This window comes from Pseudomonas sp. JE3303 (assembly GCF_056312565.1).
In genome coordinates, this window is record NZ_JBWGIF010000009.1 from 233,183 (window position 1) to 256,402 (window position 23,220).

At 63.1% G+C, this 23,220-nt stretch carries 24 protein-coding genes; 17 read left to right on the plus strand and 7 right to left on the minus strand.

Annotation, left to right across the window (positions count from 1 at the left end):
• Positions 1-99: 99 nt before the first annotated feature.
• On the plus strand, positions 100-1,659 hold the full coding sequence (locus tag AC0ZZU_RS15025) for a glycoside hydrolase family 17 protein (protein ID WP_476341735.1): 1,560 nt from the start codon (positions 100-102) through the stop codon (positions 1,657-1,659).
• 12 nt (positions 1,660-1,671) lie between these two features.
• Here AC0ZZU_RS15025 and AC0ZZU_RS15030 read toward each other — a convergent pair whose 3' ends face one another.
• Positions 1,672-2,037: a hypothetical protein gene (locus AC0ZZU_RS15030; RefSeq protein WP_476341737.1), complete on the minus strand. Its 366-nt coding sequence runs from the start codon at positions 2,035-2,037 to the stop codon at positions 1,672-1,674.
• 161 nt (positions 2,038-2,198) lie between these two features.
• Between AC0ZZU_RS15030 and AC0ZZU_RS15035 the strand changes: the two genes are divergently transcribed.
• Both AC0ZZU_RS15035 and AC0ZZU_RS15040 read left to right on the plus strand, forming a co-directional pair.
• Entirely contained in the window at positions 2,199-3,497 is a 1,299-nt protein-coding gene (locus AC0ZZU_RS15035; RefSeq protein WP_476341738.1) for an alpha/beta fold hydrolase family protein, read from the plus strand.
• A complete protein-coding gene (locus AC0ZZU_RS15040) occupies positions 3,490-4,320 on the plus strand; it encodes an MlaA family lipoprotein (protein ID WP_476341740.1) in 831 nt (276 codons plus the stop codon). Before AC0ZZU_RS15035 ends, AC0ZZU_RS15040 begins: the two co-directional genes overlap by 8 nt.
• Before the next feature lie 29 nt (positions 4,321-4,349).
• Here AC0ZZU_RS15040 and AC0ZZU_RS15045 read toward each other — a convergent pair whose 3' ends face one another.
• Positions 4,350-5,279: a lipid A biosynthesis lauroyl acyltransferase gene (locus tag AC0ZZU_RS15045; protein WP_476341741.1), complete on the minus strand. Its 930-nt coding sequence runs from the start codon at positions 5,277-5,279 to the stop codon at positions 4,350-4,352.
• Positions 5,280-5,390: 111 nt separating this feature from the next.
• Between AC0ZZU_RS15045 and minC the strand changes: the two genes are divergently transcribed.
• The 13 genes from minC (at position 5,391) to AC0ZZU_RS15110 (ending at position 17,225) form a co-directional block, all read left to right on the plus strand.
• Complete coding sequence (gene minC, locus AC0ZZU_RS15050) at positions 5,391-6,152, plus strand: septum site-determining protein MinC (RefSeq protein WP_476341742.1); 762 nt, start codon at positions 5,391-5,393, stop codon at positions 6,150-6,152.
• A gap of 98 nt (positions 6,153-6,250) precedes the next feature.
• Positions 6,251-7,063, plus strand: coding sequence for a septum site-determining protein MinD (gene minD, locus AC0ZZU_RS15055; protein ID WP_158460114.1), 813 nt, complete (start codon positions 6,251-6,253; stop codon positions 7,061-7,063).
• 3 nt (positions 7,064-7,066) lie between these two features.
• Complete coding sequence (gene minE, locus AC0ZZU_RS15060; protein ID WP_010224188.1) at positions 7,067-7,321, plus strand: cell division topological specificity factor MinE; 255 nt, start codon at positions 7,067-7,069, stop codon at positions 7,319-7,321.
• 94 nt (positions 7,322-7,415) lie between these two features.
• Complete coding sequence (locus AC0ZZU_RS15065) at positions 7,416-8,051, plus strand: RluA family pseudouridine synthase (protein ID WP_476341744.1); 636 nt, start codon at positions 7,416-7,418, stop codon at positions 8,049-8,051.
• Positions 8,052-8,131: 80 nt separating this feature from the next.
• Positions 8,132-9,421, plus strand: coding sequence for a M18 family aminopeptidase (locus AC0ZZU_RS15070; protein WP_476341745.1), 1,290 nt, complete (start codon positions 8,132-8,134; stop codon positions 9,419-9,421).
• Between the two features lie 117 nt (positions 9,422-9,538).
• A complete protein-coding gene (locus AC0ZZU_RS15075; RefSeq protein WP_476341746.1) occupies positions 9,539-9,715 on the plus strand; it encodes a hypothetical protein in 177 nt (58 codons plus the stop codon).
• A gap of 49 nt (positions 9,716-9,764) precedes the next feature.
• Positions 9,765-11,921, plus strand: a complete 2,157-nt coding sequence (locus tag AC0ZZU_RS15080) for a mechanosensitive ion channel family protein (protein ID WP_476341747.1) — start codon at positions 9,765-9,767, stop codon at positions 11,919-11,921.
• 117 nt (positions 11,922-12,038) lie between these two features.
• Positions 12,039-13,103, plus strand: coding sequence for an ABC transporter substrate-binding protein (locus AC0ZZU_RS15085; RefSeq protein WP_476341749.1), 1,065 nt, complete (start codon positions 12,039-12,041; stop codon positions 13,101-13,103).
• 28 nt (positions 13,104-13,131) lie between these two features.
• The gene (locus AC0ZZU_RS15090; protein WP_476341751.1) at positions 13,132-13,938 is read left to right on the plus strand and encodes an alkaline phosphatase family protein; all 807 of its coding nucleotides are present in this window, start codon (positions 13,132-13,134) and stop codon (positions 13,936-13,938) included.
• Positions 13,935-14,774 (plus strand): ABC transporter permease, encoded by an 840-nt coding sequence (locus AC0ZZU_RS15095; protein ID WP_476341753.1) that lies wholly within the window; start codon positions 13,935-13,937, stop codon positions 14,772-14,774. Before AC0ZZU_RS15090 ends, AC0ZZU_RS15095 begins: the two co-directional genes overlap by 4 nt.
• On the plus strand, positions 14,764-15,558 hold the full coding sequence (locus AC0ZZU_RS15100; protein WP_476341755.1) for an ABC transporter permease: 795 nt from the start codon (positions 14,764-14,766) through the stop codon (positions 15,556-15,558). The genes AC0ZZU_RS15095 and AC0ZZU_RS15100 overlap by 11 nt, the downstream gene beginning before the upstream one ends.
• Position 15,559: 1 nt before the next feature.
• A complete protein-coding gene (locus tag AC0ZZU_RS15105) occupies positions 15,560-16,549 on the plus strand; it encodes an ABC transporter ATP-binding protein (protein ID WP_476341757.1) in 990 nt (329 codons plus the stop codon).
• A gap of 22 nt (positions 16,550-16,571) precedes the next feature.
• Positions 16,572-17,225: an HAD family hydrolase gene (locus tag AC0ZZU_RS15110; protein WP_476341759.1), complete on the plus strand. Its 654-nt coding sequence runs from the start codon at positions 16,572-16,574 to the stop codon at positions 17,223-17,225.
• 218 nt (positions 17,226-17,443) lie between these two features.
• Here AC0ZZU_RS15110 and AC0ZZU_RS15115 read toward each other — a convergent pair whose 3' ends face one another.
• The gene (locus tag AC0ZZU_RS15115) at positions 17,444-18,406 is read right to left on the minus strand and encodes an NAD(P)H-quinone oxidoreductase (RefSeq protein ID WP_476341761.1); all 963 of its coding nucleotides are present in this window, start codon (positions 18,404-18,406) and stop codon (positions 17,444-17,446) included.
• Between the two features lie 140 nt (positions 18,407-18,546).
• On the opposite strand from AC0ZZU_RS15115, the gene AC0ZZU_RS15120 reads away from it, so the two are divergent.
• Positions 18,547-20,628 (plus strand): carboxy terminal-processing peptidase, encoded by a 2,082-nt coding sequence (locus tag AC0ZZU_RS15120; protein ID WP_476341762.1) that lies wholly within the window; start codon positions 18,547-18,549, stop codon positions 20,626-20,628.
• A gap of 230 nt (positions 20,629-20,858) precedes the next feature.
• Here the strand turns inward: AC0ZZU_RS15120 and AC0ZZU_RS15125 are convergent, their stop codons facing one another.
• From AC0ZZU_RS15125 to AC0ZZU_RS15140, 4 genes are all read right to left on the minus strand, one after another.
• Positions 20,859-21,227: a hypothetical protein gene (locus tag AC0ZZU_RS15125; protein WP_476341764.1), complete on the minus strand. Its 369-nt coding sequence runs from the start codon at positions 21,225-21,227 to the stop codon at positions 20,859-20,861.
• A complete protein-coding gene (locus AC0ZZU_RS15130; protein ID WP_476341766.1) occupies positions 21,224-21,571 on the minus strand; it encodes a helix-turn-helix domain-containing protein in 348 nt (115 codons plus the stop codon). The genes AC0ZZU_RS15125 and AC0ZZU_RS15130 overlap by 4 nt, the downstream gene beginning before the upstream one ends.
• Before the next feature lie 100 nt (positions 21,572-21,671).
• A complete protein-coding gene (locus tag AC0ZZU_RS15135; protein WP_476341768.1) occupies positions 21,672-22,112 on the minus strand; it encodes a YkvA family protein in 441 nt (146 codons plus the stop codon).
• Positions 22,113-22,398: 286 nt separating this feature from the next.
• Entirely contained in the window at positions 22,399-23,175 is a 777-nt protein-coding gene (locus AC0ZZU_RS15140) for an FKBP-type peptidyl-prolyl cis-trans isomerase (protein WP_476341770.1), read from the minus strand.
• Between the last annotated feature and the right edge of the window lie 45 nt (positions 23,176-23,220).

A 23,220-nucleotide genomic window follows, 5' to 3' on the forward strand; every position in this document is an offset into this window, starting at 1 on the left:
ATCCCCTCTCCCAGGCCTGCGCGATCTTTGCATGCCCAAGCGTTGACGGCGGGCGTTTGCGGTTACTATCGCTGTTTTTCCCTCGCCGACGGACCGCCCATGACCAGCACTGCCCGCTTATTGCTGCCCACCTACCTGTCCGCCTGCCTGCTGGCATTGCTGGCGCTGGCAGCGCTCTGGTACGGGCTGGGCAAGCCGGTGCAGCTGCCGGATGCGGCCAGCGCCACACACAAGCTGCAGTGCGCTTCCTATACGCCGTTCGACAAGGACCAATCGCCGTTCGACCAGCCGTTCAAGCTGCGCCCGGCGCGGATGGACGCCGACCTTGCCTTGCTGGCCGAGCGATTCGAGTGCATCCGCACCTATTCCATGACCGGCCTTGAGGCAATCCCGGCACTTGCGCGCAAGCATGGGCTCAAGGTGATGCTAGGGGCCTGGGTCAACGCCAACCCGGCGGATACAGACAAGGAAGTAGCCGCACTGATCGCATCGGCCAACGCCAACCCCGACGTCGTGAGCGCGGTCATCGTCGGCAACGAGGCCCTGTTGCGCAAGGAAGTGACCGGCGAGCGCCTGGCCAGCCTGATTCAGCGCGTGAAAAGCCAGGTGCAGGTGCCGGTGACCTATGCCGATGTGTGGGAGTTCTGGCTGCAGCACCCGCAGATCGCCCCGGCGGTGGATTTTCTCACCATCCACCTGCTGCCTTACTGGGAGGATGACCCGCGCGGCATCGACGACGCCCTGCAACATGTTGGCGAGGTGCGCAAGGAGTTCGGCACGCGCTTTGCACCCAAGGACATCGTGATTGGAGAGACTGGCTGGCCAAGTGAGGGCCGCCAGCGCGAGACCGCCCTGCCCAGCCGCGTCAACGAAGCAAAGTTCATCCGAGGTTTCGTGGCCATGGCCGAACGCAACGGCTGGCACTACAACCTGATCGAGGCGTTCGACCAGCCATGGAAGCGCGCCAGTGAGGGCGCAGTGGGCGGTTACTGGGGTCTCTACGACGCAGATCGCCAGGACAAAGGCATTCTCGAAGGCCCGGTGAGCAATCTGCCGTTCTGGCCGCAGTGGTTGCTGGCGGGGGTGTTGCTGTTCGGTGCCACGCTGCTGCTGGCCGGCCCCGTGCGCGACCGTCGCGCGGCCCTGCTGCTGCCGATGCTGGCCGCGCTGGGGGCGGGTTGCCTGGGCCTGTGGGGCGAGCTGATGCGCACCAACGCGCGGTTTGCCGAAGAGTGGGTCTGGGCACTGCTGCTGGCCGGGCTTAACCTGCTGGTGCTGGCACATGGAGCGCTGGGCCTGGCCCGGCGCGAAGGGTGGCGTCAGCGGGCATTTGCCTGGCTGGAGGCGCGCGCCTGCTGGTGGCTGACGGCAGCAGGCTTCGCGGCGGCGGTGAGCATGCTGGCCATGGTGTTCGATCCCCGCTACCGCAGTTTCCCCAGCGCAGCACTGCTGTTGCCGGCGCTGGTGTATCTGCTGCGCCCGGTGGCCGGGCCTCGGTCAGAGATCAGGCTGCTGGCAGTAATCGTCGCGGTGGGGATATTGCCGCAGCTGTACCAGGAGGGCTTGAGCAATCAACAGGCATGGGGCTGGGCGGCAGTGAGCGTATTGATGGCAGGGGCTTTGTACCGTAGCATCACCCGGACGCCGCGGCAGGTATAGAAACGGTCTGCGTCACGCCGCAGAGGTGCGCACCAATCGCAATCCGGCCAGCACCACGGCGAACACCGCCAGGCTGGCCGTGTAGAGCACCAGCGCCGGGAGTCCGAGCACCAGCGCCAGCATCGCCAGCCACCACCCTGCGTTCCCCCGCACGACCTGGGCAATCACTGCCAGCCCCAGGGCGCCCCACGCAATCACGCGAAAATGAATGCCCAGCCCCAGCAGCGAGCGTGCCTGGCATTGCCAGTACGCCCCTGGCTCGGCACACAGCCCGACCCACTGTCCGTCCTCCATCAGCCCATAGCGCACTCCGTAGCTTGCGGCCAGCCACAAGGCAAGAAATGCCAGCAAAGCGATCAAAGGTAAAGAACGGGACATAGGCCTCTCCGGCAACGTTTACAAACAGCCAGCATACGTGCGCGGGATGTTCAGAAGATACGTTTTGGGCGATAAATACCCCAGCGCCCGGCAACTTTGCCCCTCGGTCCAGGGTCTTAGCCTGCGTACCGCACTGTGCAGTATCTTTTTTGGGGGTTTCAATGCTTCGACCTTTGCGCTTCGCTGCCCTGCTGGGCGGCCTGCTCCTGAGTGCGGCCGCCACGGCGCGGGACATCGACGCCGCAAGCTACGGCTACCCCTTGACCAACCCGTTCGAGGCGACCATCGCCACCACCCCGCCCGAGCTGCGCCCGACGCTGCCCAGCGACGAGGATATCAATCAGAACGACTACAGCCTCACCCTGCGTCCAGAGCGCTCCTTCACCCTGCCGGACAACTTCTGGCCAGTGAAGAAACTCAGGTATCGCCTGGCCCGCCAGGACCATGCGGCCCCGCTGATCTTCCTGATCGCGGGCACCGGCGCACCGTTTTCCAGCAGCATCAACGAATACCTCAAGAAGCTCTATTACCAGGCTGGCTTCCACGTGGTGCAGCTGTCGTCGCCCACCAGCTACGACTTCATGAGCGCTGCCTCGCGCTTCGCCACCCCTGGCGTGAGCAGCGAGGATGCCGAGGACATGTACCGCGTCATGCAGAGCGTGCGTGCCCAGCATCCACGCCTGCCGATCACCGAATTTCATCTCAGCGGCTACAGCCTCGGCGCGCTGGACGCCGCGTTCGTCAGCAAGCTCGACGAGACCCGGCGCAGCTTCAATTTCAAGCGGGTGCTGCTGCTCAACCCGCCGGTCAACCTGTACACCTCTATCAGCAACCTGGACAAACTGGTGCAGACCGAGGTGAAGGGCGTCAGCAGCAACACCACGTTCTATGAACTGATGCTGAAGAAGCTGACCCAGTACTTCCGCCAGAAGGGCTACATCGACCTCAACGAGGCGCTGCTCTACGACTTCCAGCAGTCGCGTCAACATCTGTCGAACGAGCAGATGGCCATGATCATCGGCACTTCGTTCCGTTTCTCGGCGGCCGACATTGCCTTTACCTCCGACCTGATCAACCGCCGCGGGCTGATCATTCCACCCAAGTACCCGATCACCGAAGGCAGCAGCCTGACGCCCTTCTTCAAGCGCGCCCTGCAGTGCGACTTCGACTGCTACCTGAGCGAGCAGGTGATCCCCATGTGGCGTGCCCGCAGCGACGGCGGCAGCCTGCTGCAGCTCAACGACCAGGTCAGCCTGTACGCCCTCAAGGATTACCTGCAGAACAGCCCGAAAATCGCCGTGATGCACAACGCCGACGATGTCATTCTCGGTCCAGGCGACATCGGCTTCCTGCGCCAGGTGTTTGGCGACCGACTCACGCTGTACCCCCATGGCGGGCATTGCGGCAACCTTAATTACCGCGTCAACAGCGACGCCATGCTGGAGTTCTTCCGTGGTTAAGAACCTCTTGATCGTCTCTGCCTTGCTTGCGAGTACTGGGGCGATTGCCGCCGAGACCGCGCCGCGTGCCAGCGTGATCGAAGCCGACGTGATCGACACCCCCGTGATGGAGACGCCCCCGCCCGAAAGCGATGGCTTCACCGATCCGCTGCGCGCGCTCAAATTCAACCCGGGACTGGATCAGCGCGAGTTCGAGCGCTCGACCTTCGATGCGCTCAACGTGTACGACCCGTACGAGTCGTTGAACCGGCGGATCTATCACTTCAACTACCGTTTCGACGAGTGGGTGTTCCTGCCGACGGTCAATGGTTATCGCTATGTCACCCCGCACTTCGTGCGCACCGGGGTGAGCAACTTCTTCAACAACCTTGGCGATGTGTCGAGCCTGGCCAACAGCCTGTTGCAGCTGAAGGCCAAGCGCGCGGGGCAGATCACCGCGCGGCTGATGTTCAACACGATCATCGGCGTGGGAGGACTGTGGGACCCGGCGACCAGGATGGGGCTGCCGCGCCAGAACGAAGACTTCGGGCAGACACTTGGCTTCTATGGCCTGGATGAAGGTCCCTACCTGATGCTGCCGCTGTTCGGGCCATCGAACCTGCGCGACACCACCGGGCTGGTAGTGGATTACGTGGGTGAGCAGGAAGCCAACTTCCTGGACTTCGCCGACGCCAGCGACGATCAGCCTGCACTGACCGTCCTGCGCGCCGTGGACAAGCGGTACACCACGAGCTTCCGCTACGGCCAGCTCAACTCGCCGTTCGAGTACGAGAAGGTGCGGTATGTGTACACCCAGGCAAGGAAGTTGCAGATAGCGGAGTAGGTTTTCAGGGCCGCTCTGCGGCCCATTCATCATTTCTTGTCGTACAGTTTCGGCTCGCCCGGCGGCCGTGACTTGAACCGGCGGTGCGCCCACAGGTACTGCTCGGGACATTCCCTCAACACACCTTCGACCCACTGGTTGATCCGCAGGCAATCCGCCTCCTCGCTTTCTCCAGGGAAATCCGCCAGCGGCGGATGAACCACCAGCCGATACCCACTGCCGTCCTCCAGCCGACGCTGGGTGAACGGAATCACCTGCGCACGTCCCAGGCGAGCGAACTTGGTGGTGGCAGTGACCGTTGCCGCCGGAATACCGAACAACGGCACGAACACACTCTGCTTGGCACCGTAGTCCTGATCAGGCGCGTACCAGATGGCGCGGCCGTTTCGCAGCAGCTTGAGCATGCCGCGCACGTCTTCGCGCTCCACGGCCAGAGAATCAAGGTTATGCCGCTCGCGGCCGCTGCGCTGGATGAAATCGAACAGCGGGTTGCCGTGCTCCCGGTACATGCCATCGATGGTGTGCCGCTGGCCAAGCAGCGCGGCGCCGATCTCGAGCGTGGTGAAGTGCACGGCCATCAGGATGGCGCCCTGCCCTTGCTGCTGCGCGGCTTGCAGGTGCTCGATGCCTTCGATGTGTGCAAGCTTCGCCAGCCTGGCCTGGGGCCACCACCAGCTCATGGCCATTTCGAAGAAGGCGATGCCGGTGGAGGCGAAGTTTTCCTTCAGCAGACGCTGCCGTTCGTCGTGCGGCAATTCGGGAAAACACAGTTCCAGGTTGCGTGCGGCGACCCGGCGACGTTCGCCAGCTACCCGGAACATCAGGGCACCCAGCGCCCGGCCCAGGCCGAGCAAGGCCTTGTAGGGCAGCTGGACCAGTAGCCACAGCAGGCCCAGGCCGAGCCACAGGCCCCAGAAGCGTGGGTGCAGGAAAGAGGGACTAAAACGCGGGCGATCCATTGAAGCTTCCACAAAGACATGGGCCGGGCATTCTACAACGGTTCGCTCCGGCTTGCGGCTAACCGGGGTTATCGTTATAACCTTGGGCACTTTTATCGTTACAAGCCGTCTATGCAGACCATGAGCCTCAACCAGACACCTGACACCGTACCCGTGTTCCAGCTCAAGGGCAGCATGCTTGCCATTACTGTGCTGGAACTGGCCCAGAACGACCTCGACGCCCTCGACCGGCAACTGGCGGCGAAGGTGGCGCAGGCCCCCAATTTCTTCAGCAATACCCCGCTGGTGCTGGCCCTGGACAAGCTGCCGATGGGCAGCGGGGCCATCGACCTGCCGGGCCTCATGCGCATCTGCCGCCACCATGGCCTGCGCACGCTGGCGATCCGTGCCAGCCGAATAGAGGACATCGCGGCCGCCATTGCCATCGACATGCCGGTGCTGCCGCCTTCCGGCGCGCGCGAGCGCGCGCTCGAGCCCGAGCCGGAGGTCAGGAAACCCGAACCGGCCCCACCGCCGCCCGCTGCTCCGGCAGAGCCGGAAATCAAACCGACCCGCATCATCACTTCGCCGGTACGCGGCGGCCAGCAGATCTATGCTCAAGGTGGGGATCTGGTAGTCGTGTCGTCGGTCAGCCCAGGTGCGGAACTTCTCGCCGATGGCAACATCCATGTGTACGGCGCGATGCGCGGCCGTGCCCTTGCGGGTATCAAGGGCAATACCAGAGCGCGGATCTTCTGCCAGCAGATGACCGCTGAAATGCTCTCGATCGCTGGCCAGTACAAGGTGTCCGAAGACCTTCGCCGCGACCCGCTGTGGGGCGCCGGAGTGCAGGTCAGCCTGGCCGGTGACGTGTTGAACATCACCCGCCTTTAACGGATACTTGCCGCCATTTTCTGCGCAACTTATTTCCATGTTGCCGTTTTTTGCATTTTCAGGGACTCGACGTCCTTTTTCTTTAGGGGTGATACACCTTGGCCAAGATTCTCGTGGTTACATCCGGCAAGGGTGGTGTGGGCAAGACCACCACCAGCGCCGCTATTGGTACCGGCCTCGCGCTGCGCGGCCACAAGACTGTCATCGTCGACTTCGACGTAGGCCTGCGTAACCTCGACCTGATCATGGGCTGCGAACGCCGCGTGGTGTACGACTTCGTCAACGTGGTCAACGGCGAAGCCAACCTGCAGCAGGCCCTGATCAAGGACAAGCGTCTCGAGAACCTGTACGTGCTGGCCGCCAGCCAGACCCGTGACAAGGATGCGCTGACCCAGGAAGGCGTCGAAAAGGTCCTGATGGAGCTCAAGGCACAGTTCGAGTACGTGGTCTGCGATTCGCCCGCCGGTATCGAGAAGGGCGCTCACCTGGCGATGTACTTCGCCGACGAAGCCATTGTCGTGACCAACCCGGAAGTGTCCTCGGTACGTGACTCGGACCGCATGCTCGGCCTGTTGGCGAGCAAGTCGCGCCGCGCCGAGCGCAACGAAGACCCTATCAAGGAACACCTGCTGATCACCCGCTATCACCCCGAGCGCGTCAGCCAGGGCGAGATGCTGGGTGTTGAAGACGTCAAGGAAATCCTGTCGGTTGCGCTGCTGGGCGTTATCCCCGAGTCGCAGGCGGTGCTCAAGGCATCGAACCAGGGCGTGCCGGTGATCCTTGACGACCAGAGCGATGCCGGCCAGGCATACAGTGATACTGTCGACCGCCTTCTGGGCAAAAACGTGGAACACCGGTTCCTTGATGTGAAGAAGAAGGGATTCTTCGAGCGCCTGTTTGGAGGCAACTAACCCATGAACCTTTTTGACTTCTTTCGTGCCAGCAAAAAAGTAAGCACCGCTTCGGTCGCGAAAGAGCGTCTACAGATCATCGTGGCGCACGAGCGCGGTCAGCGCAGTACTCCGGACTATCTGCCAGCCCTGCAGAAGGAGCTGGTGGAGGTAATCCGCAAGTACGTCAACATCGGCTCCGATGATGTGCAGGTCGCTCTGGAAAACCAGGGCAGCTGCTCGATCCTGGAACTCAACATCACCCTGCCCGATCGCTGATCGGCGTTCTGGGTAATCCGCCACGGCGACGGCCGGGCCGGCAAGCATCTTGCCGGATCCGCCCGTCGCCGTTGGTGTTTGCAGAGAACTCGCAATGCCGCTGTCCAATATCCAAGTTCTTCATGAAGACGCCGCCATCCTGGTGATCAACAAGCCTACCCTGCTGCTCTCGGTGCCTGGCCGCGCCGACGACAACAAGGACTGCCTGATCACCCGCCTGCAAGAGAACGGCTACCCCGATGCCCTGATCGTCCACCGGCTGGATTGGGAGACCTCGGGGATCATCCTCCTGGCCCGTGACGCCGACAGTCATCGCGAGCTGTCCCGACAGTTTCACGACCGCGAGACTGAAAAGGCCTACACCGCGTTGTGCTGGGGCCAACCGGCGCTGGACAGCGGCAGCATCGACCTGCCCTTGCGCTACGACCCACCGACCAAGCCGCGGCATGTGGTGGACCACGAGCAGGGCAAGCATGCGCTGACCTTCTGGCGCATCCTGGAGCGGTGCGGTGACCATTGCCGCGTCGAGCTGACACCGATTACCGGACGTTCGCACCAGTTGCGCGTGCACATGCTGTCGATCGGGCATCCGCTGCTGGGAGACCGGTTGTACGCCAATCCCGAGGCACTTGCGGCGCACGAACGGTTGTGCCTGCATGCGAGCATGTTGAGCTTCACCCACCCGGTTTCCGGTGAGCGGTTGAAGTTCGAGTGTCCCGCCCCTTTCTGACGGACCGTGTCGGCGAATGGGCCGACACAATTTCCCACCCAATTACGCTAAACTCGCGCCACAGCTGTCTGGAGTGTTTTATGCGCGATGCCCTGAACCAAGGCCTGATCGATTTCCTCAAGTCTTCCCCCACGCCCTTCCACGCCACCGCCAGTCTGGCCATCCGCCTCGAGGCTGCCGGCTACCAGCGCCTGGACGAGCGCGACAGCTGGGCGACCGTGCCCGGGGGTCGCTATTACCTGACCCGCAACGACTCCTCGATCATCGCCATCAAGCTGGGCCGGCATTCGCCCCTGATGGGCGGGATTCGCCTGGTTGGCGCCCACACCGACAGCCCGTGCCTGCGCGTCAAGCCGCAGCCTGAGCTGCAGCGCCTGGGCTTCCTGCAACTGGGCGTCGAAGTCTACGGCGGCGCCCTGCTGGCACCCTGGTTCGACCGCGACCTGTCGCTGGCCGGGCGGGTTACCTTCCGCCGTGACGGCAAGGTCGAAAGCCAGCTGGTCGACTTCAAGCTGCCCATTGCCATCATTCCCAACCTGGCCATCCACCTCAACCGCACCGCCAACGAAGGCTGGATGATCAACCCGCAGAACGAGTTGCCGCCGATCCTGGCCCAGGTGGCCGGTGACGAGCGTGTCGACTTCCGCGCCCTGCTCACCGAGCAGCTGGCCCGCGAGCATCAGCTCAATGCCGACGTGGTGCTCGACTACGAGCTGAGTTTCTACGATACCCAGGACGCCGCCCTGATCGGTCTCCACGGTGACTTCATTGCCGGCGCCCGCCTGGACAACCTGCTCTCCTGCTTCGCCGGCCTGCAAGCGTTGCTGGCGGCCGACAGCGATGAAACCTGTGTGTTCATCGCCACCGACCACGAGGAGGTCGGCTCCTGCTCGGCCTGCGGTGCCGATGGCCCGATGCTGGAGCAGGCCCTGCGCCGCCTGCTGCCAGATGGCGATGATTTCGTCCGGACCATCCAGCGGTCCTTGCTGGTCTCGGCTGACAACGCCCACGGCGTGCATCCCAACTATGCCGACAAGCACGACGGCAACCACGGGCCCAAGCTCAATGCCGGGCCGGTGATCAAGGTCAACAACAACCAGCGTTACGCCACCAACAGCGAGACCGCTGGCTTCTTCCGTCATCTGTGCATGGCCGAGGAAGTGCCGGTGCAGAGCTTCGTGGTGCGCAGCGACATGGGTTGCGGCTCGACCATCGGGCCAATCATGGCTGGCCACCTGGGGGTCCGGACGGTGGATATCGGCTTGCCGACCTTCGCGATGCATTCGATCCGGGAGCTGTGCGGTAGCCAGGACCTGGCGCATCTGGTGAAGGTGCTGACGGCGTTCTACCGCAGCCGGGATCTGCCCTAGGCCGTAAAATCGAAGGGGCCGCGGAAGATCCCGCCCCCCACTGATCCCGGTCAACCCCACCCGTCCCAATCAGGCCTATCCTTGTCGTAGAGCATCCTGCGCACAAGGATCCTGCCCATGTACGTGTCCCTCTCCGACTTTCAGTCAATGTTCCTCCCGGTGCTGGCCGGGCTGATCCTGCTCACGGTGGGTTTCAACCTGCGCGAGCGCAACGCCGGGGTGCTGATGATGTGGATCGGCACCATGGGCATGCTCGGGCTGATGTGCTGGAAGATCCTCGAGAAACTGGCCTGAGAAATCCTCTACACTCGGGCATTCGTTTGACCCTGAGGTAGATTTCCCGGTGCCTGCTCTCCTGCGTAGCCTGACCCTGCTGTTGCTTTTCCTGTTCATCGCCCCTGTTCAGGCCGCTGGCCTGCCCGGCTTGCTCGGTTCGAGCACGCCTGCCCAGGCCGAATCCACCGAGCCGCTGGGCAAATCCCTCGACGAGGTGATCAAGACCCTCGAAAACGACCAGCAGCGCACCAAGCTGCTGGGCGACCTGAAAAAACTGCGCGACAGTACCCGCCAGGCCCAGCCTGCCCAGGAACAAGGGGTGCTTGGCCTGATCGGCGGGACCCTGCACGATCTGGAAAAACAGTTCAGCGGAGATGCCAGTCCGTTCCGGCGCTGGTCACTGGAAATGCAGCAAGCCCAGGCCGAGCTTTCCGACCTCGTGGTACCGGTGCACCAATGGCCGGCGATCCTGTTCGGTTTTGCCGCGATCATCGCTGTATGGAGCCTGCTGGCCTACGTGTTCAACTGGATCGGCCACCGGGTGCGCGTACGCTTCGGCCTGACCGAGGAACTGCCCCAGCACCCACGCACCTGGGACCTGGTGCGTTTCGCGTTGCGCAAGCTGGGGCCTTGGCTGGTGGCGCTGGTGTTCACCGTGTACCTGAGCTTTGCGCTGCCCTCTTCCCTGGGCAAGTCGATGGCGATGGTGCTGGCCTATGCGCTGGTGGTAGGCACCTGCTTCTCGGCAATCTGCGTGATCGCCTTCTCGCTGCTCGATGGGCCGCACCGGCACCGCGCCTTGTACATCCTGCGCCACCAGGCATTTCGCCCACTGTGGTTCATTGGCAGTTTCGCGGCCTTTGGCGAGGCCATGAACGACCCACGCCTGACCGCGGCCCTGGGCACGCATCTGGCTCACGGCCTGGCGACCTTGGCCAATGTGCTGGCGGCGCTGTCCACTGCGCTGTTCATCCTGCGCTTCCGCCGGCCGATCGGCCACCTCATCCGTAACCAGCCGCTGGCGCGGCGTCTCAACCGGCGGGCGCTGAACGATACCCTGTCGATCCTGGGCAGCTTCTGGTACCTGCCGGCAATGGTGCTGGTGGGCATCTCTCTGTTCGCCACCTTTGTGTCCGCAGGCGATACCAGCACTGCGCTGCGTCAGTCGCTGATGTGCACGGTGCTGGTAGTCATCTGCATGGTGCTCAACGGTCTGCTCCGCCGCCATGCGCTCAAGCCCCGCAGCAGCCGGCGACAGGCGGTGTATGCCGAGCGCTTGCGCAACTTTGCCTACACCCTCGCGCACCTGTTCATCTGGATGGTGTTCATCGAACTGGGCTTGCGTGTGTGGGGCTTGTCGCTGATCGGCTTCGCCGAAGGTGACGGTCATGACGTCAGCTTGCGGGTGCTTGGCCTAGTAGGCACGCTGATCGCCGCCTGGCTGGTGTGGATTCTGGCCGACACCGCCGTCCACCATGCCCTGGTCGGCTCGCGCAGAGGCCTTGCCAATGCACGGGCGCAGACCATGATGCCGTTGATCCGCAACGTCATGTTCGTGGCCATCTTCATCATCGCGGTGATCGTCGCCCTTGCCAACATGGGCATGAACGTCACCCCGCTGCTGGCCGGTGCCGGTGTCATCGGCCTTGCGATCGGTTTTGGCGCCCAGTCGCTGGTGGCCGACCTGATCACGGGCCTGTTCATCATCATCGAAGACTCGCTGGCCATCGACGACTACGTCGACGTCGGCGGCCACCTGGGCACGGTCGAGGGCTTGACCATCCGCACCGTGCGCCTGCGCGACATCGATGGCATCGTGCACACCATCCCGTTCAGCGAAATCAAGAGCATCAAGAACTACTCGCGCGAGTTCGGCTACGCGATCTTCCGCATTGCCATTCCCCACAGCATGAACATCGACCAGGCCATAAGCCTGATCCGCGATGTCGGTCAGAAGTTGCGCAACGATCCGCTGATGCGCCGCAATATCTGGTCGCCGCTGGAGCTGCAAGGGGTGGAAAGTTTCGAATCCGGCTCCGCTATTCTGCGTGCCCGGTTCAAGACCGCCCCGATCAAGCAGTGGGAAGTATCGCGCGCGTTCAACCTGGCGTTGAAGCGCCAGCTGGACGAGGCTGGGCTGGATCTGGCGACGCCGCGGTTGTCGGTGCAGGTGATCACCGCCGGGGGAGAAACGACGCCGGTCAATGGCACTTCCGCCACTTGACACCTGCTGTTGCAGTTGCCGTATCGGATGGGGCAAGGCCTTGCGTATCAGCGACTTGAAGATGGTCTACGCTGTCGACTGACATTGACTGCAAGGCACCCCCAAAAGGAGCTTCGGATGAAAAAGTTCTTCATGGCGTCACTGCTTGGTTCGGCCATTGCGTTGAGCACCTCGGTCTTGGCCGCCGACACCGGCCTCAAGGCCCTGGAAGACGCCGCCCGCAAGGAAGGCGTGGTCAATAGCGTGGGCATGCCCGACGCCTGGGCAAACTGGAAAGGCACCTGGGCGGACCTGGCCAGCAAGTACGGCCTCAAGCACAGCGACACCGACATGAGCTCCGCGCAAGAGGTCGCCAAGTTCGACGCCGAGAAGGACAACGCCAGCGCCGACATCGGTGACGTCGGCGCCGCCTTCGGCCCCATCGCGGTCGCCAAGGGCGTGACCCAGCCGTACAAGCCGACCACCTGGGACCAGGTCCCGGACTGGGCGAAGGACAAGGACGGCCACTGGGCCCTGGCCTACACCGGCACCATTGCGTTCATCATCAACAAGCAGCTGGTCAAGGAAGGCGAGCGCCCGAAGACCTGGCACGACCTCGAAAAGGGCAAGTACAAGGTCGCCATCGGTGACGTCGGCACGGCGGCCCAGGCAGCCAACGGAGTGCTGGCCGCCGCCCTCGCCTACAAAGGTGACGAGAAGAACATCGAGCCAGGATTGCAGCTCTTCACCAAACTGGCCCAGCAGAAGCGCCTGTCGCTGGCCAACCCGACCATCCAGACCCTGGAAAAGGGCGAGGTGGAAGTCGGCGTGGTGTGGGACTTCAACGGCCTGAGCTATCGTGAACAGATCGATCCAGAGCGCTTCGAGGTGCTGATCCCGTCCGACGGCTCGGTGATTTCCGGCTACACCACCATCATCAACAAGTACGCCAAGAATCCGAACGCAGCCAAGTTGACCCGCGAGTACATCTTCAGCGACGCCGGGCAGACCAACCTGGCCATCGGGCATGCCCGTCCGATTCGCGCAGAGAACCTCAAGCTGCCGGCAGATGTACAGGCCAAGCTACTGCCGAACGAACAATACGGCGCCGCCCAGCCAATCAAGGATGCGGCCGCATGGGAAGCAACCTCCAAGACACTTCCGCAGAAGTGGCAGGAGCAGGTGATCATCGAGATGGAGTGAGGTGGATCAAGCAATTGGAGCCTTCCACATGAACCACAACGTAATACTGGTCCTGCTGGACGGCCTCAATCATCAGGTGGCCCATCACGCCATGGGCCACCTGCATGCCTATGTCGAAGCCGACCGCGCGGCCTTGTACCGCCTCGAATGCGAGCTGCCCGCCCTGTCACGGCCGCTCTACGAATGCATCCTCACCGGTGTCGCGCCGATCGACAGCGGCATCGTGCACAACAACATCAATCGCCTGTCCAGCCAGCGCAGCGTCTTCCACTATGCCCGCGAGGCAGGGCTGGGCACCGCGGCGGCGGCCTATCACTGGATCAGCGAGCTCTACAACCGCTCTCCCTTCGACCCGCTGCGCGACCGTCACACCCATGCGCCAAAACTGCCGATCCAGCATGGTCTGTTCTACTACGCCGACCACTATCCCGACTCGCACCTGCTGGCCGACGCCGAGTACCTGCGTCGGCGCCATGCGCCGAACTTCCTGCTGGTGCACCCGATGAACATCGACGATGCCGGCCACCGTCATGGCCTGGACAGCAGCCAGTACCGCAACAGCGCCCGCAATGCCGACATCCTGCTGGCCGACTACCTGCCGCGCTGGCTGGAAGAGGGCTACCAGGTGCTGGTCACCGCCGACCACGGCATGAACAACGACCGTTCGCACAATGGCCTGCTGGCGGAGGAACGCGAAGTGCCGCTGTTCGTCTTCGGCGAGGCGTTCAGCCTGGACCCCAATGTGAAGCCTTTGCAGACCGAACTGTGCGGCACTGTCTGCGAGCTGCTCGGGGTCGCCCATGACAAGCCCGTGTGCCGGGAGCTGCTCAGGTGAGCTCGACCGGGCGCGGCCGCGTCCTGGCGCTGCTCTGCCTGGTGCCGTTCTGCATCTTCTTCATCATCTTCCAGATCGCTCCGCTGGCCTGGGTGGCGATCCACAGCCTGCAGAGCGAGGCTGGCTGGGGCCTGGAGAACTTCACCAAGGTCTTCACCTCGCGCTTTCACCGCCAGGCCATCCAGCACAGCCTGGAAATCAGTTTCTGGTCCAGCCTGATAGGCATCCTGGTGGCGGTGCTGGGGGCCTACTCGCTGCGCCAGGTGGATTCGCGCCTGCGTGACTTCGTCAGCGCCTTCGCCAACATGACCAGCAACTTCAGCGGCGTGCCGCTGGCGTTTGCCTTCATCATCCTGCTGGGTTTCAACGGCGCGTTGACCTTGCTGCTCAAGCAGGCCGGGGTGATCGAGGACTTCAACCTGTACTCCAGGACCGGCCTGATCCTGGTCTACACCTATTTCCAGATTCCCCTAGGGGTGCTGCTGCTCTACCCCGCCTTCGACGCGTTGCGCGAAGACTGGCGCGAGTCCTCTGCGCTGCTGGGGGCCAGCGCCTGGCAGTACTGGCGCCACATCGGCCTGCCCGTGCTGACTCCAGCGCTGCTGGGCACCTTCGTGATCCTCCTGGCCAATGCCCTGGGCGCGTATGCCACCGTGTACGCCCTGACCACCGGCAACTTCAACGTGCTGACCATCCGCATCGCGGCGCTGGTCGCCGGCGACATCACCCTGGACCCGAACCTGGCCAGCGCTCTGGCGATGCTGCTGGTAGGCCTGATGACCTTGGTGACGGTGGTCCATCAATGGCTGTTGCGACGGAGCTACCATGCGCGCTGAATCTCGCTCCAGCCGCCTCTATCACCGCGTGGTGGTGTACGGGCTTTTCCTGATCCTGCTGCTGCCACTGGCGGGGACCCTGCTGTACTCGGTGTCGACCAGCTGGTCGGCGAGCCTGTTGCCCAGCGGGCTCACCTTGAAGTGGTACGTGGCGTTGTGGACGGATGCGCGGTTTCTGGCGGCTTTCGGCCAGTCTCTGCTGGTATGCGTGGGCGCGCTGGTGCTGTCAGTGCTGCTGATCCTGCCGTTGCTCTTCGTGGTGCACTACCACTTCCCCCGGCTCGATGCGCTGATGAACATCCTGATCCTGCTGCCGTTCGCCGTGCCGCCGGTGGTGTCGTCGGTAGGACTGTTGCAGCTGTATGGCAGCGGGCCGGTGGCCATGGTCGGCACGCCATGGATCCTGATCGGCTGCTACTTCACCATCGCCCTGCCCTTCATGTATCGGGCGATCACCAACAACCTGCAGGCCATCAACCTTCGCGACCTCATGGACGCCGCCCAACTGCTGGGCGCCAGCACTTGGCAGGCGGCGTTTCTGGTGGTATTGCCGAATCTGCGCAAGGGCCTGCTGGTAGCGTTGCTGCTGTCGTTTTCGTTCCTGTTCGGCGAGTTCGTCTTCGCCAACCTGCTGGTCGGTACCCGCTACGAGACGTTGCAGGTGTACCTGAACAACATGCGCAACAGCAGCGGCCACTTCAACAGCGCACTGGTGATCTCGTACTTCTTCTTCGTGCTGGTGCTGACCTGGGTCGCCAATCGCCTGAACAAGGACAAATCCTGATATGAGCTTTGTCAGCGTACAAAAGCTGCAGAAAAGCTATGCGGGCAGTACGGTGTTCAACGACATCGACTGCCAGATCGAGCGCGGGGAGTTCGTCACCCTGCTCGGTCCCTCGGGCTGCGGCAAGTCGACCCTGCTGCGCTGCATTGCAGGCCTGACGCCGGTCGACAGCGGAAGCATCCTGCTCGACGGGCAAGACCTTGTGCCGCTGAGCCCGCAGAAGCGCGGGATCGGCATGGTGTTCCAGAGCTATGCGCTGTTTCCCAACATGACCGTGGAGCAGAACGTCGGGTTTGGCCTGCGCATGCAGAAGGTCAAGGCCGACCAGAGCCAGGCGCGGGTACGCGAGGTGTTGCAGCTGGTCGAGCTCACGGAGTTCGCCGCACGCTACCCGCACCAGCTTTCCGGAGGGCAGTGCCAGCGCGTGGCCCTGGCCCGTTCACTGGTCACCCGTCCGCGCCTGCTGCTGCTCGACGAGCCGCTGTCGGCCCTGGATGCGCGCATTCGCAAGCACCTGCGCGAGCAGATCCGCGAGATCCAGCGCGAGCTGGGACTCACCACCATCTTTGTCACCCACGACCAGGAGGAGGCGCTGATCCTGTCGGACCGGATCTTCCTGATGAACCAGGGCCGCATCGTCCAGAGCGGCGATGCCGAAACGCTCTACACAGCGCCCGTGGACCTGTTCGCCGCCGGCTTCATCGGCAACTACAACCTGCTCGATGCCGACAGCGCCAGCCGCCTGCTGCAACGCCCGGTGACCTCCCGGCTGGCGATCCGACCCGAATCCATCACACTGGGGCTGGGCGGCGAACTCGACGGCCAGGTGCGCAGTCACAGCCTGCTGGGTAACGTGATCCGTTATCGGGTCGAGGCCCACGGGGTCGAACTGGTGGTCGATGTGCTCAATCGCTCGTCCGCCGACCTGCATCCCGACGGCCAGCGCGTATCCTTGAGCATCGATCCCGCAGCATTACGTGAAGTGGCCTGAGGGCCGCAGAGGAGTGGCAGTCATGGCTTTGGCAATTTTCGATCTGGACGAGACCCTGATCCACGGCGACTGCGCGTCGCTGTGGAGCGAGCAGATGGCCCGCCTGGGCTGGGTAGACAGCGAGTCCTTCCTGCGCCGTGACCGCGAGATGATGGACGCCTACGGCAAGGGCCACCTGGCCATGGAAGACTACATGGCCTTCAGCCTGGAGCCTATCGCCGGGCGGACGCTCGAGGAAGTAGAGCACCTGGTGGAGCCGTGGGTCGAGGAGGTGATCGAGCCGATCATCTTCGGCGATGCGTGCCGGTGCATCGCCGAACATCGCAAGCGCGGTGACCGGGTGCTGATCATCTCGGCGTCGGGCACGCACCTGGTCGGGCCTATCGCCGCGCGGTTGGGCGTCGAGGAGTACCTGGCGATCGAGCTGGAGGCGGTCAATGGCGTGTATACGGGGCAGACCCATGGGGTGCTGACGTACCGCGAAGGCAAGATCACGCGATTGCTGGAATGGCTGGATCAGGAGCAGGAGAACCTGGAGGGGGCGAGCTTCTATTCGGACTCGAGAAATGACCTGCCGTTGCTGCTGAAGGTGGACTTCCCGGTCGTGGTGAATCCCGACCCGGTGTTGCGTGAGCATGCCGAGAAGAACGGATGGCCGGTCTTGAGCTGGGCCTGATTCCAGGTTGCGCGCCAACCCTTGTGCCCGGCGCAGCAGGGCATTCTGTAGGAGCGGCCTTGTGCCGGGACGCCGGACCGCGCGAAGCGGGCCCGAAGGGCCCGTAAAACCAGGCGACACCGTTTGCCTGACACACCGGGCCGGCAGGTTTTACGACCGCTTCGCGGCCGCTTCGCGACACAAGGCCGCTCCTACATGAGGGCGGTGTCGCCTAGGGGTCAGGCCAGACTTTCGTCGATCACGAGAACCAGTTTGCCGGAGACTTGGTTGCCGGAAAGCTCTTCATAGGCTTTCTCGGCTTCGGCGACGGGGTAGGTGCCGACCAGCTGCGGTTTCAACCGCCCTTGCTCGAACAACGGCCAGACTTGTCGCCCCAGTTCGCTCAGCAACTCAGCCTTGAATCCGTCATCGCGGTTGCGCAACGTCGAGCCCGTCACCTGCAACCGCTTGCCGAGCATCAACGACAAGTCCAGCTCGGCGGCGCGGCCACCCATCAGACCGATGATCACCCAGCGCCCGTCACGGGCCAGCAGCTTGAGGTTCAGCGCTGCATAGCTGGCACCCACCGGGTCCAGGATCACATCAAACGGCCCGAACCCTTCCAGCGCCTCGAGGTTCTCGCTGCGCACCACGCCCCCAGCGGCGCCCAGGTCCTGGCAGTAGGCCAGACGCTCGGCCGAACCGACGCTGACCCAGATCTGGTTGCCAAAGGCCTTGCACAGCTGGATCGCCGCCGAGCCCACACCACTGGCGCCTGCATGCACCAGTACCTTTTCGCCGCCCTTGAGGCCGCCCAGCTGGAAGATATTGAGCCAGGCGGTGGCATACACTTCGGGAATGGCCGCGGCTTCATGCAGGCTCAGACCCTCGGGCACCGGCAGCACATGCCGGGCATCGACCACCACTTCCTCGGCCATGCCGCCGCCTGCGAGCAGCGCGCACACTCGGTCTCCCACGCGCCAGTCGGCGCCTGGGCCGACTTCGCTGATGACGCCTGCGCATTCAAGCCCCATGTACGGGCTCGCGCCAGGCGGCGGCGGGTACAAACCCGCCCGTTGCAACAGGTCGGCCCGGTTCAGGCCAGCGGCGGCCACGCGAATGCGCACCTGCCCCGCGTCACAGGTCGGGCGCTCGGCTTCGACCCACGCCACATGTCCGTCCACGCCTTGCAATGCCTTCACAGTGCCTCCATAGTTGAGTCATGACTGAGCCTGGGGACGCTTGCCCCAGGCTTTTTGCAGTATGCGTCCGGCTCCATGGAACCGGCGAATGGATAAGACGGCCTACTATGCGTGAACAATTGCCCCTACGTCGAATCAGCATGAAGCAATTCTTGCCCGGCACCGCCCTCGCCCTGATGCTAGGCCTCGGCAGCCTGTCGCTTAGCGGCTTCGCATCGGCCGCCAACAAGTGGGACAGCCTGCAGCCTGACCGCGACGAAATCGTCGCCAGCCTCAATGTGGTCGAGCTGCTCAAGCGCCACCACTACAGCAAGCCGCCGCTGGACGACGCACGCTCGGTCATCATCTATGACAGCTACCTCAAGCTGCTCGACCCTTCGCGCAGCTACTTCACCGCCAGTGACATCGCCGAATTCGACAAGTGGAAGACGCAGTTCGACGACTTCCTCAAGAGCGGTAACCTGGATCCTGGCTTCACGATCTACAAGCGCTACCTGAACCGGGTCAAGTCGCGTCTCGACTTTGCCTTGGCCGAGTTGAACAAGGGCGTCGACAAGATGGACTTCGGCGTTCGCGAAGAGCTCCTGGTCGACCGCGAAAAAGCCCCGTGGATGAAAAACCAGGCCGAGCTTGACGACCTCTGGCGCAAACGCGTCAAGGACGAAGTGTTGCGCCAGAAGATCGCCGGCAAGGATCCCAAGCAGATCCAGGAAACCCTGACCAAGCGCTACAAGAACCAGTTGACGCGCCTGGATCAGACCCGCGCCGAAGACATCTTCCAGGCCTACATCAATACCTTCGCCCAGTCCTACGACCCGCACACCAACTACCTGTCGCCCGACAACGCCGAAAACTTCGACATCAACATGAGCCTGTCCCTCGAAGGCATCGGCGCCGTGCTGCAAAGCGACAACGACCAGGTCAAGATCGTGCGCCTGGTGCCGGCAGGGCCTGCCGCGAAGACCAAGCAGGTTGCCCCGGCCGACAAGATCATCGGCGTGGCCCAGGGCGACAAGGAAATGGTCGACGTCGTCGGCTGGCGCCTGGACGAAGTGGTCAAGCTGATCCGCGGCCCGAAAGGCTCGGTGGTACGCCTGGAAGTGATCCCGGCCAACAACGCACCTAATGACCAGACCAGCAAGATCGTGCCGATCACCCGCGAGGCGGTGAAGCTCGAAGAGCAGGCCGCGAAGAAATCGGTGCTGAACCTCAAGCAGGATGGTCGTGACTACAAGCTCGGCATCATCGAGATTCCGGCGTTCTACCTGGACTTCAAGGCATTCCGCGCTGGCGATCCGGAGTACAAGAGCACCACGCGCGACGTGAAGAAACTGCTCACTGAACTGCAGAAGGAAAAAGTCGACGGCGTGGTCATCGACCTGCGCAACAACGGCGGCGGTTCCCTGCAGGAAGCCACCGAGCTGACCAGCCTGTTCATCGACAAAGGCCCGACGGTACTGGTACGCAACAGCGATGGCCGTGTCGACGTGCTTGAAGACGAGAACACCGGCGCCTTCTACAAAGGCCCGATGGCGCTGCTGGTCAACCGTCTCTCGGCCTCGGCGTCGGAGATTTTCGCCGGCGCCATGCAGGACTACCACCGCGCGCTGATCATCGGCGGCCAGACCTTCGGCAAAGGCACCGTGCAGACCATCCAGCCGCTCAACCATGGCGAGCTGAAACTGACCCTGGCCAAGTTCTACCGGGTATCCGGGCAGAGCACCCAGCATCAGGGCGTGCTCCCGGACATCAACTACCCGTCGATCATCGACACCAAGGAAATCGGCGAAAGCGCCCTGCCCGAAGCCATGCCATGGGACACCATCCGTCCCGCGATCAAGCCGACGGCCGACTCGTTCAAACCCTTCCTGGCCCAGCTAAAGACCCGCCACGAAGCGCGCAGTGCCAAGGATCCGGAGTTCGTGTACATCCGCGATCGCCTGGCCCTGACCCAAAAGCTGATGAACGAAAAAACCGTCAGTCTCAACGAGACCGAGCGCCGCGCTCGTCATGACGAGATCGAAGGCAAGCAACTGGCGCTGGAGAACATCCGTCGCAAGGCCAAGGGCGAAGAGCCCCTGAAGGAACTGAAGAAAGAGGACGAGGACGCCCTGGCAGTCGAGGATGAAGATACCAAGCCTGAAGATGATGCCTACCTGTCGGAGACTGGGCGGATTCTGCTGGATTATCTGACCCTGAACTCGGCGGTGGCGAAGCACTGAGCACAGTGATGGCTAAATAATACGAGAAGACACCATCTCGTCATTAAATGGTCATTTTACTCTCCTGAAATGAAGCGGCTGGGCGCTTGGCGTCCGGCCCCTTCATTTTCAGGAATCGCAGTCCACCCTGGATGCCGAGCGGCTGGCAGACCTGGCCTCCCAGGCCAAGTGCCAGGCCAAGGACACTTCAGGCCCCAGCCTGTATGTGATCGACACGAAACGCCGCCGCTTCAGGCCTCTTCGGGATAACTGTATTCGAATACCCGCACCACTTCGGACGCGTGCCACGAGGCTGCGGCCATGCCGTCGACTGGCCCGGAAAAACGTCCCAGGCGCTCGACGCACTCGAAGAAACCGGTGCGCGGAAGGCGGCTGGCACCCTGGCTGATCACCAATGAACTGCGCAGCGGCTGTGCGGCGCGTGCGTCGAGCGCGGCCAGGTGCTCGAGCGCGGCGGTCAGCGTCTGCATGGCCGGACTGGGCAATTGCAGGCGTTCAAGCAGAGCCCGGTAGGTCAGAAGATGGCGTTGGCGGCGGGCCAGGTCGAGCTCGCCGAGCAGGTTTTGCCAGTGCTCGCGGCTGATCCTGACCTGAGTCACGACGGCTCGCTCCAGCCGCCGGTGCCCAGTTCCCAGGCGAGGCTTCGACGGATGGCAGCGTCCGGCAGGCGCTCACCCGATTCGATCATGGCCAGGTACGCCGGGCTGATGCCGACGCTGCGGGCCAGTTGCTCGGGTGCCAGACCCTTGGCCTGACGCAGGTGCGCCAGCTCGCTGAAATCCGGCAGCTTGACGCTCTGCGTGGCGCTCGCCGCGTCATCGGCGGCAATGCTGTCCGTGACGGCGGGTGCCTGCCCAGCTGCCTTGAGCAGCGCTTGATAGTGCTCCCACGGGACGACTGCATATTCGGGCTGACCGTCCCGGCTGATGACCTGAATACCCATTACAACCCCCCTTTACGGGATTACGACATGTAATCCCCAGGCATAACCCTTATGCCAATTATATTACCAAGCGCGGGAGTCTGTGCGGATCAGGTCTTTCTCATTCGCCGCGTTGCTCCAGGCGCAGTTCCTCGGGAGTGGCTGGCAGGCGCTCTAATACACGCAGCCGCTCGGGCGCCTGGCGCTCGCGCCATTCCTTGAAACGTGCCAGTTCATCGGCAACGGTCTTGAGCACCCAGCCCAGCACTGCAATGTCATCCAGAAAACCGACGCCCAGCAGCCAGTCGGGAATGGCATCGAGCGGGCTTACGAAATACAGCAGTCCGGCCACGATGGTGATCAGCGCCTTGGGGCTGATGGCGCGGTATTCACCGCGCCACCAGGCCAGGCACAGCGACTGCAGCAGTCGAATATCGTCGCGCAACTGACCCAGGCGCGGACCCTTGCGCGCCACAGCGAACAGCAGTGCCGGCAATCGTCCCCGGCTGAGCAGGCGTTCGGCAAGGGGTAGAAAACGGGCAAAATTCCAGGGAGCGCTCATGGAACCTCCACAGCAAGATGACGGGAAAGGTTATCCACATTTCTTGTGGATAACCTTGTGAACAGAGCCGCCTTCGGGGGCGCGCGGTGCCCGCCCAGCAAGGGGCGCACCCGAATCGGGCGTTTTTTACACACTTGTTTCAGCCGCGCAAACGTTTTGCGGCTCACGTCCCCTGGACCACGGCTGCCTTGTTGAGACAGTGCTTGGCCTGAAGCGTTCGAGTCGACCTGCCTGCATGAACGACAACGCCCCGTCGAGACGGGGCGTTGCGGGTCCAGCGAATGCCTTACTGAGCCGGAGCTTCGGCAGGCGATTGCGCAGGTGCCTCGGCAGGCGCTGGCGCCTGAGGCGCATCGCCTTGCGGGGCGTTCATGTCCTTGATGCCCAGCAGCTCCAGGTCGAAGACCAGTACCGAGTTGGCAGGAATCAGCGGGCTTGGGCTCTGGGCGCCGTAGGCCAGCTCAGCCGGGATGTACAGTTTGTATTTCTCGCCGACGTGCATCAGTTGCAAGCCTTCGACCCAGCCTGGGATCACGCCGCTGACAGGCAGATCGATCGGGCTGCCGCGCTCGACGGAGCTGTCGAACACCTTGCCATCGGTCAGCTTGCCTTCGTAGTGAACAGTGACCACGTCGGTCGGCTTGGGCTGCGGGCCGTCTGCCTTTTTCACGACTTCGTACTGCAGGCCAGAGGCGGTAGTGACGACACCAGCCTTCTTGGCGTTTTCTTCGAGGAATTTCTTGCCAGCCGAAGCGGCTTCTTCGCTCTGCTTGGTCAGACGCTCTTCGGCACGTTTCTGCAGCGCGGCGAAGGCTTCGACCAGCTCTTCGTCCTTCAGCTTCTGTTCTTTCTTGCCGACAGCGTCCTCGATGCCCAGCGCTACCGCTTTCGAATCAAGGTCGTCCATGCCTTCCTGAGCCAGGCTCTTGCCCATGTTCAGGCCGATACCGTAGGAGGCTTTCTGTGCCGGAGTCTTCAGCTCGACGCTGCTGGTCTGCGAGTCGCAACCCGCCAGTACCAGGCTAACCAGGGCAACCGCAGCCGCCAAACGATGCTGTTTCATGCTATTTCCTTGTTCATGCGCCATAAGGGCAATCGGGGTAAAGCC